The sequence below is a fragment of the Aeromonas sp. Y318-1 genome, assembly GCF_027706125.1.
Classification (GTDB): Bacteria; Pseudomonadota; Gammaproteobacteria; order Enterobacterales; family Aeromonadaceae; genus Aeromonas; species Aeromonas hydrophila.
In genome coordinates, this window is sequence record NZ_JAPDCM010000004.1 from 146,441 (window position 1) to 161,488 (window position 15,048).

14 protein-coding genes are annotated in these 15,048 nt (G+C 57.4%); 13 read left to right on the forward strand and 1 reads right to left on the reverse strand.

The window, feature by feature from the left end; all coding sequences use genetic code 11:
• Positions 1–327: 327 nt before the first annotated feature.
• Entirely contained in the window at positions 328–1,959 is a 1,632-nt protein-coding gene (locus OKB87_RS07675) for a methyl-accepting chemotaxis protein (protein WP_043122141.1), read from the reverse strand.
• Between the two features lie 377 nt (positions 1,960–2,336).
• On the opposite strand from OKB87_RS07675, the gene OKB87_RS07680 reads away from it, so the two are divergent.
• The 13 genes from OKB87_RS07680 to OKB87_RS07740 all read left to right on the forward strand — a co-directional run bounded on the left by OKB87_RS07680 (position 2,337) and on the right by OKB87_RS07740 (position 15,025).
• Positions 2,337–3,269: a ZIP family metal transporter gene (locus OKB87_RS07680; protein ID WP_102989923.1), complete on the forward strand. Its 933-nt coding sequence runs from the start codon at positions 2,337–2,339 to the stop codon at positions 3,267–3,269.
• A gap of 94 nt (positions 3,270–3,363) precedes the next feature.
• Positions 3,364–4,122 (forward strand): substrate-binding periplasmic protein, encoded by a 759-nt coding sequence (locus OKB87_RS07685; RefSeq protein WP_270827030.1) that lies wholly within the window; start codon positions 3,364–3,366, stop codon positions 4,120–4,122.
• Positions 4,123–4,229: 107 nt separating this feature from the next.
• Positions 4,230–4,922: a 5'-methylthioadenosine/S-adenosylhomocysteine nucleosidase gene (gene mtnN, locus OKB87_RS07690; RefSeq protein WP_011705596.1), complete on the forward strand. Its 693-nt coding sequence runs from the start codon at positions 4,230–4,232 to the stop codon at positions 4,920–4,922.
• Complete coding sequence (locus tag OKB87_RS07695; RefSeq protein ID WP_270827031.1) at positions 4,919–5,869, forward strand: cobalamin biosynthesis protein; 951 nt, start codon at positions 4,919–4,921, stop codon at positions 5,867–5,869. Before mtnN ends, OKB87_RS07695 begins: the two co-directional genes overlap by 4 nt.
• Positions 5,862–6,677 (forward strand): cobalamin-binding protein, encoded by an 816-nt coding sequence (locus OKB87_RS07700; RefSeq protein ID WP_270827032.1) that lies wholly within the window; start codon positions 5,862–5,864, stop codon positions 6,675–6,677. The genes OKB87_RS07695 and OKB87_RS07700 overlap by 8 nt, the downstream gene beginning before the upstream one ends.
• Positions 6,678–6,782: 105 nt before the next feature.
• A complete protein-coding gene (gene pseB, locus OKB87_RS07705) occupies positions 6,783–7,787 on the forward strand; it encodes a UDP-N-acetylglucosamine 4,6-dehydratase (inverting) (protein WP_270827034.1) in 1,005 nt (334 codons plus the stop codon).
• Positions 7,784–8,926: a UDP-4-amino-4,6-dideoxy-N-acetyl-beta-L-altrosamine transaminase gene (gene pseC / locus OKB87_RS07710; RefSeq protein ID WP_270827035.1), complete on the forward strand. Its 1,143-nt coding sequence runs from the start codon at positions 7,784–7,786 to the stop codon at positions 8,924–8,926. Before pseB ends, pseC begins: the two co-directional genes overlap by 4 nt.
• Positions 8,917–9,762, forward strand: coding sequence for an aldo/keto reductase (locus OKB87_RS07715; RefSeq protein WP_270827036.1), 846 nt, complete (start codon positions 8,917–8,919; stop codon positions 9,760–9,762). Before pseC ends, OKB87_RS07715 begins: the two co-directional genes overlap by 10 nt.
• Positions 9,759–10,514: a glycosyltransferase family protein gene (locus OKB87_RS07720; protein WP_270827038.1), complete on the forward strand. Its 756-nt coding sequence runs from the start codon at positions 9,759–9,761 to the stop codon at positions 10,512–10,514. Before OKB87_RS07715 ends, OKB87_RS07720 begins: the two co-directional genes overlap by 4 nt.
• On the forward strand, positions 10,511–11,800 hold the full coding sequence (locus OKB87_RS07725) for an aminotransferase class III-fold pyridoxal phosphate-dependent enzyme (RefSeq protein ID WP_270827039.1): 1,290 nt from the start codon (positions 10,511–10,513) through the stop codon (positions 11,798–11,800). The genes OKB87_RS07720 and OKB87_RS07725 overlap by 4 nt, the downstream gene beginning before the upstream one ends.
• On the forward strand, positions 11,800–13,296 hold the full coding sequence (gene pseG / locus OKB87_RS07730; RefSeq protein ID WP_270827040.1) for a UDP-2,4-diacetamido-2,4,6-trideoxy-beta-L-altropyranose hydrolase: 1,497 nt from the start codon (positions 11,800–11,802) through the stop codon (positions 13,294–13,296). The genes OKB87_RS07725 and pseG overlap by 1 nt, the downstream gene beginning before the upstream one ends.
• Positions 13,277–14,368 (forward strand): pseudaminic acid synthase, encoded by a 1,092-nt coding sequence (gene pseI, locus OKB87_RS07735; RefSeq protein ID WP_270827042.1) that lies wholly within the window; start codon positions 13,277–13,279, stop codon positions 14,366–14,368. Before pseG ends, pseI begins: the two co-directional genes overlap by 20 nt.
• A gap of 90 nt (positions 14,369–14,458) precedes the next feature.
• Complete coding sequence (locus OKB87_RS07740; protein WP_270827043.1) at positions 14,459–15,025, forward strand: GNAT family N-acetyltransferase; 567 nt, start codon at positions 14,459–14,461, stop codon at positions 15,023–15,025.
• The last annotated feature ends 23 nt before the right edge of the window (positions 15,026–15,048 follow it).

Below are 15,048 nucleotides of genomic sequence, written 5' to 3' on the forward strand. Positions count from 1 at the left end.
CTGCATCCGTTGCCCAACCAAGGCGGCCTTTGTAGATGTCTCGTCAGCGCGGCAAGAGGATGCGCCCCCCTTCGAACCAGAACCAGCTCTGCGCCACAACCCGGCCTCCTCCCTCAGGCTGCTCTCAGACCACCCCGGCTGCTAGCTTCTGCCATCGCAGACTTGCCGCGCCGTTCACCGAACCCGTGTTGCTCTCCCTTCCTTGCAAACCACATGACTAATCCAGTAGCCGCCAGCCAATAACAAACAACCCGGCCAGAGCCGGGTTGTTTGGATGCCTGCCAGTGCAGGCAGCGGTTGTGTCGCCCTTCCTGGCGCGCAGCAGCATTACGCCAGGCGGAAACGACCGATGGTCTGACGCAGACCGGCGGCCAGCTGGCTCAATTCCAGGCAGGCGCGGGCGGTATGATCGGCCCCAACGGCGACCTCGTTGGAGGATTCGTTGATCCGCTCCACGTTGCGACCCAGCTCATCGGAGACCGCATCCTGCTCGCCGCAGGCGCTGGCGATCTGAATGGCCATGTCAGCGATCTGGGCCACCGCCTCTTCAATCTGCTGGATGCCGTTGCTGGTCTGCTCGCTCTGCTCCACGCACTGGCGGATCATCTCGCAGCTCTGGCCGGTCACCTCTTTTGCCTGGTTGGCACGGGCCTGCAGGGTTTCGATGATGGCAACGATCTCGCCGGTGGAAGCCTGGGTGCGACCCGCCAGGGTACGTACCTCGTCGGCCACCACCGCAAAACCGCGACCCTGCTCGCCGGCGCGGGCAGCCTCGATGGCGGCGTTGAGTGCCAGCAGGTTGGTCTGATCGGCAATGCCGCGGATCACATCCACCACCACGTTGATCTGGGCGGATTCACGCTCCAGCTCGGTGACCAGGGTGCCCGCCTGTTCAATCTCTTCGGCAACCCGGGTAATGGACATCAGCGAGCTCTGCACATCCTGATTGCCGCGGCGTGCCAAGGCATTGGCGGAGCTGGCCGATTCGGACGCGGTCTCGGTGTTGCCTGCCACATCGGCCACGGTGGCCTTCATCTGGGCCATGGCGGTGGCGACCAGCGAGATCTCCTGCTGCTGGCTCTGGATCCCCTGTGCCGACTGCTCGGAGACGGCGCTCACCTCTTCAATGGCGGCCCCCAGCTGAGTCACGGCCGCCACCACCTCTTCAATCAGGCCACGCAGGTTGTCCTGCATCTTGAGGGAGGCCTTGGCCAGCATGCCCAGCTCGTCGCGACCGATGTGCTGGCGATCCAGCTGATGGGTCAGATCGCCGGCGGCGATGGCGTTGGCCTGCGCCACCACGGCCTGCAGCGGCAGGCAGATCTGGCGGGTCAGGAACCAGGTCATGGCCACCATGAACAGCAGCAGGCTGCCGATGCTCACCATGGCAAAACTGGTCACCATGTTGACGCTGCCAAGCAGGCTGCCACGGTTCTCTTTCACAAAGCCGAGGTTCACTTCCACCAGACCGTTGACCGCCTGCTCCAGCTCGCCATAAATGGGGTTGGACTGGAACAGCTGATCCTTGGCCTGGGCCAGCTGACCCTGCACCAGCAGTTGATCCACCACATTGACCGAGTTCAGGTAGCGTTGCCACTCCTGCTTGGCGCGGTTGAACACCTGGCGCTCATGGTCGGCACCGACCGTGGCTTCATAGGCACGAAAGGCCTGCTCGACTTTCTGGACGCTGGCCTGGATCCGGCCGCGACGCGCCTGCAGATCGGTGGCGTCATCCACCATCAACAGGGCAAACTGGGCACGGCGCACGTAGGATACGTCATAGAGCAGGTTCTCGACCGAGAGCACGCTCGGCAGGGTGGAGTCGGTAAAATTCAGCACGCGATCGCGCACGCCGCGCAGCTCGCTGGAGAGAAAAATACCGAATATCACGTTGACGGCGGCAATGACCGCAAAGACCACGGCAATCTTTTTGCCGATAGACAGATTTTTGTAAAACATGGTGGCTGGTGATCCTCGACTGCTGACAAGCAGGTGCACAGTGGCGATCACATCCGTATGAACTGGTAACCCGGGCTTTCCTGGCGGGAGATGGGACGTAGCGAAAGACCAAGGGAAGGGTGGGTTTCGCGAGGGCGGCACTTTACCACAAAAGTGCCTACTCCTTCACCAGCTTTCGCCGCAACAAAGCAAGTTGTTTTTCCGTACAACCCGATCTTCATCACAAACTATTCAAGGCGACCAAATCATTTCAAATAGTTAGCCGATGAATGCAATCGATGCACCGGCATGGACAAGTCAGGCCCGGCTCGCTGTAATGCAAGAGTCCCCGGATGGCGCCTCGCCGTCCCCGCCATCAAGCAAGAGAGGTGATCTTCATGGATAACGCGTCGGCCCTGCCCCTTTCCTCCTGGTCTGCCCAGCTGCGCGAGCAACTGCGGGCACGCCCGGTGATCGCCATCGGCCTGCTTGTTGCACTGGCGGCCGTCGTGTTGTTGCTGCTGCAGAGCCTGGTGATGCTGGCCGCCGGCGACATCAGCCCCGGCGTTCGCTACGGCCTGCTCGGCGGCCTGGCCGGCTTTGCCGCCACTGCGCTCGGCGCCTTGCCAGCCCTCTTTCTGCGCTCGGTCCCCCAGCGGGTGGAAGACAGCATGCTGGGCTTTGCCGCCGGCATGATGCTGGCAGCCAGCGCCTTCTCCCTGCTGCTGCCGGGGCTCGAGGCGGCAGAGGGGCTCACCGGCAACGGCTTTCTCGCCGCCGCCGTGGTGGTGGCAGGCATGACCCTCGGGGTGCTGCTGATGCTGGGGCTCGATCAATTCACCCCCCATGAGCATGACAAGACCGGTCCCTGTGGTCCCGGTCACCAGAGCTGCTCCCGGGTCTGGCTGTTCGTGTTTGCCATCGCCCTGCACAACCTGCCGGAGGGGATGGCCATCGGGGTGAGCTTCTCGCAGGGTGACATGTCGGTGGGTCTGCCGCTCACCACCGCCATCGCGTTGCAGGACATACCGGAAGGGCTGGCGGTGGCACTCGCCATGTGCGCCGCCGGTTTTCGGCCCGGCAAAGCCGTGCTGGTCGCCATCGGCAGCGGTCTGCTTGAGCCGCTCGGGGCGCTGCTCGGCGTCGGCCTCTCCAGCGGGCTGGCCATCGCCTATCCCATCGGCCTCGGACTGGCCGCCGGTGCCATGCTGTTCGTGGTCTCCCACGAGGTGATCCCCGAGACTCACCGCAATGGCCACCAGACCCACGCCACCCTGGGCCTGATGGCCGGGTTTGCCTTGATGATGACCCTCGATACGGCGCTTGGTTGATAAGGTTCTGATATATGGCGTAATGTTTCAGCACTAGCGCCATGACATCGGCGGGCAACGTCGCATTTCCCCACGCATTGAGGGCCAGCATGACATGATATTCCGAGTGATGATGCTGGGTTGTCTGCTGGCAGTCGCTCACCGGGCCGTCTCTGCCACCGAAATCTATCGCACGGCCGCGCAGCCCGAATCCGCCCCCAAATACACCCAGATGGCGGATGGCCGCATCGGGGGATTCTGCGTCGAGCTGTTTCGATTGCTGGAGCGCCAGGAGCCCGCCCTGCGCATCCAGGGAGATCAGCGCTTTGTGCCCCTCAAGCGACTGGAGAAACAGGTGCGTTTCGGCCAGCTCGACTTCATCTGCGGCGTGGGCGACAACCCGGACCGTCGCAACCACTTTATCTATCTGCAGCCCCCCATCTTCACCGTGCGCTACCACCTGGCGGTGCGCAGCGATGATCTGGTCGAGATCCGCCAGTGGGACGACGTCAAGGCCCTTGGCGAAGAGGGCATCATCCTCATCAATCACGGCAGCGGCGCCATCGAACGGCTGCAGGCCCTGCAGGGGCTCATCATCGACAGCGGCGGGATCAGCAGTGCCGCCAATTACGACAAGCTGCTGATGAAACGAGGGCGCTTCGTCTACTACCGCTCACCCGGCTTCGAGGCCGACCTGCTGCGCCACCATCTGAGCGGCCAAATTCGCATCCTCCCCACCGCCATGGAGACCATTCCCTTCTATATCCTGTTTTACCAGCGCACCTCCCCTGCCCGGCTGGCCCTGTTCGCCAATGCCCTGCAACGGCTGGCGGACAGCGGCGAGCTGGCTGACCTGGCCAAGCGCTACCCTTAAGCGCCCCTTCACATCGCGCAGCATCGGAATGCTCGGCGCCATCGCCAACTTTTGTTATGATCCACAACAACTTATTCGGCCGCATGGCCATCAAGACGAGGTGAGTGATGAAAGTAGGTATTATCGGCGCCATGGAACAGGAAGTGGCCCTGCTGCGCAGCCAGATGAGCAACCCGACCACCCTGCAACTGGGCGGCTGCGAGTTCTATCAGGGCACCCTGGCAGGCAAGGAAGTGATCCTGACCCGCTCCGGCATCGGTAAAGTCGCAGCCAGCGTCGCCACCAGCCTGCTGCTGGAAAAATTCGCTCCCGACTGCGTCATCAATACCGGCTCTGCCGGCGGCTTTGCCCAGGACCTGCACATCGGTGACGTGGTGATCGCCAGCGAGATGCGCTTCCACGATGTGGATGTCACCGCCTTTGGCTACGAGATGGGCCAGATGGCGCAGCAACCGGCCGCCTTCCCCTGCGACGAGACGCTCATCGCTGTCGCCCAGGATTGCATCGCCGAGCAGGGCAAGCATCAGACCAAAGTCGGCCTCATCTGCACCGGCGATCAGTTCATGTGCAAGCCGGACGCCATCGCCAAAGCCCGTGCCGACTTCCCGCAGATGCTGGCGGTCGAGATGGAAGGGGCGGCCATCGGTCAGGTGTGCCACATGTTCAAGGTGCCCTATCTGGTGGTGCGTGCCATGTCCGACATCGCCGGCAAGGAACAGGTTGAATCCTTCGATGCCTTCATCGAGGTGGCTGGCAAGCACTCCGCCGAGGTGATCATCAAGATGCTCGGCAAGCTGTGATCCCACTCACCACGCTGGAACAGATGGCCGCCACTCCGGCGGCCATCTTGCTCGGGGCCGCCCTGCTGGAGGCCATCGTACCCTGGCCGGCCCACTATCGGCTCTCCGCCGTCGTACCGCTGCTGACCCGGCTGGGTCACAAGGTGTGTCGCCCCGATGGCGCCCCCGGTCAGCAATTGCAGGCCGGTCTGCTGGCCATGCTGATTGTCTGGCTGCCTTGCGCCGCCGGACTCTGGGCGGTGCGCAATCTCTCGCTCTCGGAGCCGCTGTTCGATCTGCTGTTTCTACTGCTGATGCTGGAATCGCGTCCGCTGCGGGAGCTGGCCCGTGCGACTCGCTCGCTGACAGACCAGGATACCTTGGTGGTGGCCCGGCTGCAGGCCGCCCCCTGGCTCAGGCGCGATACCGGCAAGCTCTCTCTGATGGGGCTTGCCAAGGCGGTCAGCGAAAGCTGCGCCCTGCGCCTGATAGGACAGTGGGCCGGCCCTCTGCTGGGATTTGCCCTGGCGGGGGTTCAAGGTGCCCTGCTGTGGCGCCTCGCCCATTTGATGAATCAGGGCTGGAGCCCGAAACTGCCAGCCTTTGCCCACTTTGGCCGGGCCGCCGCCGTGCTCTATCAGGCCCTGTGTACCCCTGCCATCTTGTTGCTGGCCCTGCCCTTGTGCCTGACCCAGCTGCGCCAGCTGGCAAACCGGCTGCGCATGGCGATACGCTGGCCCTACCCCGCCATGGGAATACTGCTGGCACTGCTGTCCAGCTCGCTGGGCTGCAAGCTCGGTGGCCCCCGTTACTATCAGGGCAGCTTGATCCGTTTCCCCGTGTTTGACGCCGCCGCCGAGCCGGAGGCCAGTACAGCCCTGCGCCTGCTCAACCGTCTGCAACAAGCCGGTTGGGGCTGGCTGGCGCTGGCGGCGTTGCTCACTGTGCTGGAGCAGCTGCATGGCTAGATGGCTTACCCTGCTCTGCCTGTTGTGCATGTCGCACGCCCTGCTGGCCGGGACGCCGACACGCATCGTCAGCCTCACCCCCCATCTGACCGAACTGCTGTTTGCCATCGGCGCCGGCGATCGCATCGTGGCCACCGACGATGCCTCCGATTATCCGCCAGAGGTCAAACGCCTGCCCCAGGTGGCCAATTACCGCAGCATCAATCTGGAAGCCCTATTGGCCCAAAAACCCGACCTGATCGTCGCCTGGCGCTCCGCCCAATCCCGCATGCTGGCCCCCGTCGAGCAGCTGGGGATCCCGGTGTTCTATTCAGAACCAACCGACTTTGCCTCCCTCGCCACCGAGATGCGGGCGCTGGGAAAAACATTGGGGGTGGAACAAACCGCCAATGCCGAGGCAGATGCCTATCTCGCCCGCCTGGCCGCACTTGGGCAGCGCTACGGCAAGCCAAAACATATCAAGGTGTTTTATCAGCTCTGGTATCCACCGCTCACCAGCGTTAGCGGCAATGCCTGGCCCGCCCAGGCCATCGAACTGTGCGGCGGGGAAAACGTGATGGCAGCTGCCCGCACGCCCTATCCTCAGGTCAGCCTGGAGCAGGTCATCAAGGTCAATCCGGCGCTGATCCTGGCGGGGAGTCAAGATCCCGACGCTCTGCGCCACTGGCAACAGTGGTCCAATCTGGACGCCGTCCGCCATCAGCGCCTGCGCCTCATCAACTCGGACGAACTGCACCGTTTCACCCCAAGAGCACTCAACGCCGTAGAGCAGATATGCCTAGCCATTGCCCAACGTGATAACAAGTAACCAAAAAACCGCCATTCAACTCACACCTACCAATATTCGTCTGCAAATGGCATAAAAAGTGCTTTAGAATTCTATAGATACCAATCTTCATCATGGGGCACCGTCATGTTTAATGGAAAAACAATCCTGGTTACCGGTGGCACCGGGTCATTTGGCAAGAAATTCATTGCAACCGTGCTATCCCGCTACCAGCCCGCACGACTGATCGTCTACTCCCGTGATGAGCTCAAGCAATTTGAAATGCAGCAGCGTTTCAACCATTCCTGCATGCGCTACTTTATTGGCGATGTGCGCGATGGCGAACGCCTCGATATGGCGATGCGCGATGTCGATTTTGTAGTGCATGCAGCAGCACTCAAACAAGTGCCTGCCGCTGAATACAACCCGATGGAATGCATCAAGACCAACGTCGGGGGGGCCGAGAACGTCATCATGGGCGCGCTAAATAATGGTGTACAAAAGGTCATCGCACTCTCAACCGACAAGGCAGCCAACCCGATCAACCTGTATGGCGCCACCAAGCTCTGTTCTGACAAGCTCTTTGTCGCCGCCAACAATATGGCAGGCAAGAATCCAACTATCTTCTCGGTCGTGCGTTATGGTAACGTCGTCGGTTCACGGGGCTCGGTAGTTCCCTTCTTCGACAATCTGATCAAGAGCGGCGCCAATACGCTTCCCATTACCCATCCAGAGATGACCCGTTTTTGGCTGACCCTGCAGCAAGGGGTAGATTTTGTACTGAACAATTTCAAACGCATGCGTGGCGGTGAGTTGTTCGTACCAAAAATTCCGTCGGTCAGGATCACCGAACTTGCTACTGCCATGGCCCCATCGCTCAATCAGGAGATTATCGGGATCCGCCCCGGGGAGAAGCTCCACGAAGTGATGTGTCCAGCAGACGACTCTTTTCACACCTATGAGTTCAACGACTACTACGTAATAGCTCCCAGCATCAGCTTCAATAGCCGCAACAATGATTTCAGCATGAATGCGCTGGGTGAAACAGCCACGCTGGTTGCTCCGGGGTTTGAATACAATTCCCTAAACAATCAGCACTTTTTGTCGATAGCTGAACTACAGAACATGAACCAGCAGGTGTTGTCCGAATGATCCCTTATGGCCGCCAATCAATCAGCGATGCCGATATTGAGGCCGTCGTTGCCGTACTGAAATCTGATTATCTGACCCAAGGTCAGGCTGTCCCGGCATTCGAACAAGGGTTGGCCAATTATTGCCAAGTGCCACACGTAGTGACTTGCAGTAACGGTACCACGGCACTTCATCTGGCCTGCGCCGTACTGGAGCTTGACGCCAAAGATACAGTTTGGGTTTCCGCGGTCAGTTTTGTGGCCTCGGCGAACTGTGTTCGCTACTGCGATGCCAACATTGACTTTGTTGACGTTGAGCCTGCTACCGGTAACCTCGATGTAGTGGCACTGAATAAGAAACTGCAGCAAGCAGTGCTTACCCACACCCTGCCCAAAGCCCTGATTGCGGTGCATCTAGCCGGGCAGCCTTGTGATCTCGAAGAGATCGGGGTGCTCTGTCGCCAGTACGGAATCATTCTGATCGAGGATGCCTGCCATGCACTGGGAGCCCACTATCAGGGGTCACCTATCGGTAGTTGCCTTCACAGCGACATGACGGTCTTCAGCTTTCATCCGGTCAAGCCGATTACAACCGCAGAGGGAGGTGCCGTCACCACCCGGGATCAGCAGCTGGCAGCCAAATTGCGACTCTATCGCAGCCACGGAATCACTCGAGATCCGCAAGCGCTGCTCATGCCCTCCCCCGGAGAATGGTATTACGAGCAGCAACTTCTGGGCTTCAACTATCGCCTGACCGACATTCAAGCAGCATTAGGGCTTAGTCAGTTGAGCCGTCTTGATCAATTCATTGCCCAGCGATGTGAACTTGCCAGGCGCTATGACGAGCTGTTATCCCCTCTGCCAGCCCAGCCGTTGCAGCAGAGTAATAATCGCCAGAGCGGTTATCACCTCTATGTCATCCAAGTAGCTAAACGCGATCAGGTGTTTGCTCGGCTGCGTGCTGCTGGTATTGGCGTCAACGTTCACTATATTCCTATCCCAGCCCAACCCTACTACCGTGGTCTGGGACATCATCCAGCTGCCTATCCGGGCGCGCAAGCCTACTATCAGGGCACCATCTCCCTTCCGCTGTTCCCGGCTCTGACACACTCAGAGCAGCAACAGGTCGTAGATGCGCTGGAGCAGGCACTATGCGGTTAGCCCTAGGCACAGTGCAATTCGGTCTGGACTACGGGATCAGCAATCACGACGGACAAGTCAGCGATGAGGAACTCGACGCGATCATTGCGCTAGCCCGCCAAGCTGGTATTGATACCCTTGATACGGCGCAGGCCTATGGCAATGCCGAGCTGAGGCTGGGGCAAAGAGATATCACCGGCTTCACGCTCATCGACAAGCTGGCACCGGGGCTCCCGCTCTCCGATGTTCAGGCCGCGATTAACAACAGCTTGCGTTTGCTGGGGCGAAAACGGCTCGATGGCTTGCTGCTGCACCGCAGCCAGGATGCCTCTGCAGCCATGTTCGAGTTGCTCACTGATTTGCAGCAACAGGGCTCGATCGGCAAACTCGGGATATCCGTCTACTCCCCGGAGGAGCTCGATGCCTGGAGCGCAGCTGGCTATCCTCTGGAATTGGTGCAATTACCAGCCAATTTGCTCGACCAACGCTTTTTGCGCACTGGCTGGCTCGACAAGCTGGCAGAAATGGGATGTGAAATCCATGTTCGCTCGCTCTTTTTGCAGGGGCTGTTGCTGATGCAGCCGACACAGCGAGCTGACTATTTTCAGCGTTTCGCTACCGCACTTGAACGGTTTGACCACTGGCATCCCTCGATGGCCCCGCTTGGCAAAGCCCTCTCCATCATGACGGCCCTACCGCAGGTAAGCCGCTTTGTTGTCGGTGTGTGTCATGCCCAGGAGCTGGCCGCCATCGTTGCTGCCAGTCACGCACTGCATGAATACAACGAGGCCGATATTGCCCCGCTGGCGTCTATGGAGCAGGGCCTTATCAACCCTGGCCTCTGGAGAGCACGATGATCTTGGGTATTCTGCAGGCCAGAACAAGTTCTTCCCGCCTGCCCCACAAGGTACTGAAAGAACTGCTGGGCGAACCCATGCTGGCAAGGCAGATTGAACGGCTGCAACAGAGCAAGCTGCTGGACAAGCTGTTGGTTGCCACCAGCGATAAGCCAGAAGATCGCGCTATTGCCGAACTGTGCGAAAGGCTACATGTTCCCTGCTTCTGTGGTCCTCTTGACGATGTGCTGCTGCGCTTCTATCTGGCGGCCCAGCCCTACAGTCCGACCCACGTTGTACGCCTCACTGGGGACTGCCCACTGGCTGATCCAATGGTAATAGACGAGCTGATAGCCCTGCATCTCTCGGGCAAGTTCGACTACAGCAGCAACTGCGGCAATCCCAGTTATCCGGATGGGCTGGATGCCGAGATCATGAGCGGAGCGACTCTGGCAACCTTGCAGGACAAAGCTACCACGCAGACCGAGCGGGAACATGTCACCTATTACGTTCGCTGTCATTCCGAGCAGTTTTCCATCGGCGAACTGCAGCGCTCGCCTTCGCTGGCCCACCTGCGCTGGACCGTCGATGAGCCTGCCGATTTTGAACTGGTAGAGCGCATTTATCAGGCTCTCTATCCTACCAACCCAACCTTTACGACCGACGATATCCTCGACCTACTGGCGCAGCAGCCGGAGCTGGCAACACTGAATACCCGGCACCAGCGCAACGAAGGATTGGCTGATTCGCTGGCCAAGGAGAATCACATATGACCTCACGTTATCAACATTCACTGGCTCTCTCGGCACGTGCGGAACAGAGCATTCCTCTTGGCTCCCAAACCTTCTCCAAAAGTCGCCTCTGTTTTCCCTATGGGGCCGCACCACTCTTTATCGAGCGCGGCAAGGGGGCACAGGTTTGGGATGTAGATGGCAACGAGTATCTTGATTTCGCCAGCGGCCTGCTGGCCATCAGTCTTGGATATTGCGATCCGGATGTGAATGAGGCGGTAATTGAACAGCTCAATCTGGGCTCGATCTTCTCCCTTCCCCACCGGCTGGAAACCGAGGTCGCGGAACAGCTCATTGAGCTTATCCCCTGTGCTGAAATGGTTCGCTTTGGCAAAAATGGGACTGATGCCACCTCAGCCTGTATCAGGCTCTCCCGCGCAGTCACCGGCCGCGAGCGGGTAGCCGTCTGTGGCTATCATGGCTGGCAAGACTGGTACATAGGCTCGACCACCCGCCATTTGGGGGTCCCCGAGTGCGTGAGAGATCTGACCCACAGATTTGACTACAACGATCTTGCCTCGCTGCAACGTCTGCTGGAAACTCACCCGGGCGAGTTTGCCGCCGTCATTCTGGAACCGATGAATGTAACCTGGCCAACCCCGGATTTTCTGCCTAGTCTGCGCCAACTCTGCGATGCCCACGGCGCGCTGCTCATCTTTGATGAGACCATTACCGGCTTTCGCTACCACTTGGGCGGGGCTCAGAGCCTCTTTGGTGTAACACCGGACCTCGCGGCATTTGGCAAAGGCATGGCCAACGGTTTCCCCATTTCCGCCGTGGTTGGCCGCCGCCAATATATGATACGGATGGAAGATATCTTCTTCTCCGGCACCTTCGGCGGGGATGTAATTGCACTCGCTGCAGCCAACGCCGTAATCAAAAAGATGCGGCGACTGGATGTACCAAAGAGGCTTGCAGAGCGAGGACAGCAGATACTGGATGGGCTCGATAGCTTGCTAAAAGAGATCGATGCACCAGCCTGGCTGCAAACCGCCGGACACCCGAGCTGGAGCTTTCTGCTGGTTGCTGATTCAGCAAACCACTCTACCTGGCTTCTCAAGAGCTATCTGATCCAGGAGTTGTGCAAGCGGGGGATCCTCACCCTTGGCAGTCATAATATGAATCTGGCCCACAGCGAACAGGATGTGGCCGTTTTGCTGGCCGCCTATCGCGACATACTGCCAGTGCTCATTCGCCACGATAGAGATCTGACACTGGCCAGTGCGCTTGATGGCGAACCCATTCAGCCCGTATTCCGGGTACGCTGATGCGGTTGCTGTTCCGATGTGATGCCAGTACGACAATAGGCGCCGGCCATCTCATGCGGTGCCTTAGCATCGCCGATCTTGCCGCCAGCCGAGGTGACGAGTGCCACTTCTTTTGTGCCGATTTGCCCGGCTTTGATAGCGCTCAGGTCATTGCTCGCCAGCATGGTCTGACGCTGCTTCCTGCACAACCTGACTGGCGCTCGCTCTATCGCGCCATCATGGCGTGGGGAGGCAGTGACTGGCTGATTGTGGATCACTATCAGCTGGATTGCCGTTGGGAGCAGCCGCTGGCTGCCCTCTTCCCCCAACAACTGGTTATCGACGATCTGGCAGACAGGTCGCATGAAGCAACCCGGTTGCTTGATATTACCCCATACCGCCAGCCTGCCGATTATGGCAAAAGTCGGTTTGAAGAAGTGCCTCTGCTGGGCCCTGGTTATGCACCACTGCGACCAGAGTTTGTCAAGCTACGGCCTGCAGCGCTGGCCAGAAGAGCTTCAAATAGCAGGATCAGACGGCTGCTGCTCTCCCTAGGAGCCATGGACAGTGACAATCATCTGTCCCGCATTCTGCCCCTGCTTGATCAACTGCCCATCCATGCATTGGAAATTGATCTGGTACTGGCAAGCCAAGCTCCTCATATTGATGCACTCAAAGAAGTCATGGCAAAGAGTCGCCATCACATCAAATTGCACCTAGATACAAACAATATGGCCGAATTGATGCTGCAGGCCGATCTCGCCATCGGTGCTGGCGGAACCAGTTGCTGGGAGCGCGCTACCTTGGCTCTGCCTACACTGCTGTTCACTCTTGCCGACAACCAACTGGAAAATGCCAGACGGCTGGCGCAGGCAAGTGCCGTGATCTGGCTTGGCGATCTGAGAATGCTGGATGATGAGCAACTGCTACAACAGCTGTTAGTTCACTGGCCCAATCAAGAGACCTTGCAGCAACTCGGCAAAAATAGCGCCGCACTGTGTGATGGCACGGGAGCACAGCGTCTGCTGCAGAAACTCACATCGCAGCAGCACTCGTACTGGCTGCAGCCAGTCAGAGAAGAAGACGCAGAGTGGATGTGGCGGTGGCAACAGGATGCGGTAACCCGCCGCTATAGCCGAAATCCCGATTGCCCTCCCCTCGGTGAGCATAAAACTTGGCTGCACGGAGCTTTACAAAATCCTCAGCGCTGGCTGTTCAAGGTCATGTCAGCCACAGGTCCTTGCACCGTCGTAAGGCTGGATGAAGCCTGTAAACCGGAAGGATATAACGAAGTCTCTATCTACGTTGACCCCGATCAACATCATCGAGGGCATGGCAAACGGGCCCTGAATCTGTTGCACCAACTTTTCCCGTGGTTCACCTTTCACGCCTATATCAGCCCCGAAAACCAGGACTCTCTGGCGCTCTTCCAGTCAGCTGGATATCAGTGCAGTAGCACGCAGAACTGGTTTCATTTTTCTCCCAAGGAGACGTTTCATGCCTCAGTTCACTATTAATGGCCGCGAGATAGGTCCAAATAGCCAGCCCTACATCATTGCCGAACTCTCCGGCAACCATAATGGCCAGCTGGATAGGGCACTGGCGCTGGTAGATGCGGCTGCCGATGCGGGAGCTGATGCCATCAAGCTGCAAACCTATACCGCTGACACCATGACAATCGACTGTGATCTGCCGGATTTTCATATTCAGGGCGGTTTATGGGATGGCCATACCCTTTACGATCTCTACACCCTGGCCCATACCCCGTGGGAATGGCACCAGCCTCTCTTTGAACGAGCCAAGTCACGCGGATTGACTATTTTCTCCACCCCCTTCGACGAGAGTGCTGTTGATTTTTTAGAAGAGCTGGGTACTCCCGCATACAAAATTGCCTCATTCGAAATTACCGACCTTCCCCTACTCAGCTACATAGCTCAGCAAGGAAAGCCGGTCATTATCTCGTCTGGCATGTCGACTGAAACTGAAATTGCCAAGGCTCTGACTATTTTGCGTGAAAATGGTTGCTCACAGATCCTGCTGCTTCACTGTGTCAGTGGCTACCCCACTCCTCTTGCCGATATCAATCTCAAGCGGATTACCCGCTTGGCAGAGACATTTTCAGTACCTATTGGTCTCTCTGATCACACGCTGGGGAATACCGCCGCTCAGCTGGCAATAGCATTGGGTGCTGTGGCCATCGAGAAACACTTGACCTTGGCTCGCGCTGATGGCGGCCCGGATGCAGAATTCTCTCTTGAACCACATGAATTGAAAGAGCTCTGCAGCCAGGCAAAGCTCTGCTGGCAAGCCTTGGGGTCAGGAAAAAGTGGTGACAACCAGGCTGAACAAGCAAACCTGAGATTTCGTCGTTCTCTGTATTTTGTTGCCGACATTCCTGCGGGCACCACCATAAAGCCGGAACACATCCGGCGAATCCGGCCTGGCTATGGGTTGCCACCTGAAGCGTTACCACAAATATTGGGAAAAAAAACGAGTCATAATATCCATCGTGGTAAAGCAGTTAGTTTTTCGGACTTAAAAAACATTAAAGTAATTCCTTTCCACGAAGGAAAGTTAGACTATGAATAATCACATGAAAAGTAATGAAACAAACTAACATTTACAATCATTTAATGTATAAACCCCACATCAATAGAATTCCTAATATAGAGGGATAGTATGAAAGACTCTAGTGTTTTTCTCTCAAGCGTGATTGGTTTACGCCATCAAAAAATGGTCATTGGCATTAGAAACCTTGAACTATCAGATATCAATAGTATCTACTGTTCATGGCTAAATGATCCAGAGGTCAATCGTTATCTTGAGTCTAGATTTACTATATGGGATATAGAAAAAACAACAAATTTTTATATCGAGAAAAGTAATGATGGTTTTTTTTGGGCCATCCTAGATCTTTCGAAAATGAAGCATATAGGAAATGTGAAGTTATCATCAATTGACAAAAACCATAACAGAGTTGACTTGGGAATAATGATAGGGGACAAAGATTACTGGGGGAAAGGTATTGCAACAGAAGTCATCAAGATAGTGACTGATTATTGTTTTTCACAGCTCAATATACACAAAATTACAGCTGGTGCATATGGGAATAATCACGCATCCATAAATGCATTTCTTAAAAATGGTTTCATTATTGAGGGCGAAATGCTAAAACACTTTAAAACATCGACAGGTTGGACATCTGCTATCTTGCTCAGTAAGATAAATGACTCTATTGGAGAATGAAAATGCAGCCCAACATACGAACT

Excerpts from the sequence above, each read along its gene's own strand:
- OKB87_RS07675 (WP_043122141.1), bottom strand. The coding sequence starts at position 1,959 with ATGTTTTACAAAAATCTGTCTATCGGCAAAAAGATTGCCGTGGTCTTT.
- OKB87_RS07680 (WP_102989923.1), top strand. The coding sequence starts at position 2,337 with ATGGATAACGCGTCGGCCCTGCCCCTTTCCTCCTGGTCTGCCCAGCTG.
- OKB87_RS07685 (WP_270827030.1), top strand. The coding sequence starts at position 3,364 with ATGATATTCCGAGTGATGATGCTGGGTTGTCTGCTGGCAGTCGCTCAC.
- mtnN (WP_011705596.1), top strand. The coding sequence starts at position 4,230 with ATGAAAGTAGGTATTATCGGCGCCATGGAACAGGAAGTGGCCCTGCTG.
- OKB87_RS07700 (WP_270827032.1), top strand. The coding sequence starts at position 5,862 with ATGGCTAGATGGCTTACCCTGCTCTGCCTGTTGTGCATGTCGCACGCC.
- pseB (WP_270827034.1), top strand. The coding sequence starts at position 6,783 with ATGTTTAATGGAAAAACAATCCTGGTTACCGGTGGCACCGGGTCATTT.
- pseC (WP_270827035.1), top strand. The coding sequence starts at position 7,784 with ATGATCCCTTATGGCCGCCAATCAATCAGCGATGCCGATATTGAGGCC.
- OKB87_RS07715 (WP_270827036.1), top strand. The coding sequence starts at position 8,917 with ATGCGGTTAGCCCTAGGCACAGTGCAATTCGGTCTGGACTACGGGATC.
- OKB87_RS07720 (WP_270827038.1), top strand. The coding sequence starts at position 9,759 with ATGATCTTGGGTATTCTGCAGGCCAGAACAAGTTCTTCCCGCCTGCCC.
- OKB87_RS07725 (WP_270827039.1), top strand. The coding sequence starts at position 10,511 with ATGACCTCACGTTATCAACATTCACTGGCTCTCTCGGCACGTGCGGAA.
- pseG (WP_270827040.1), top strand. The coding sequence starts at position 11,800 with ATGCGGTTGCTGTTCCGATGTGATGCCAGTACGACAATAGGCGCCGGC.
- pseI (WP_270827042.1), top strand. The coding sequence starts at position 13,277 with ATGCCTCAGTTCACTATTAATGGCCGCGAGATAGGTCCAAATAGCCAG.
- OKB87_RS07740 (WP_270827043.1), top strand. The coding sequence starts at position 14,459 with ATGAAAGACTCTAGTGTTTTTCTCTCAAGCGTGATTGGTTTACGCCAT.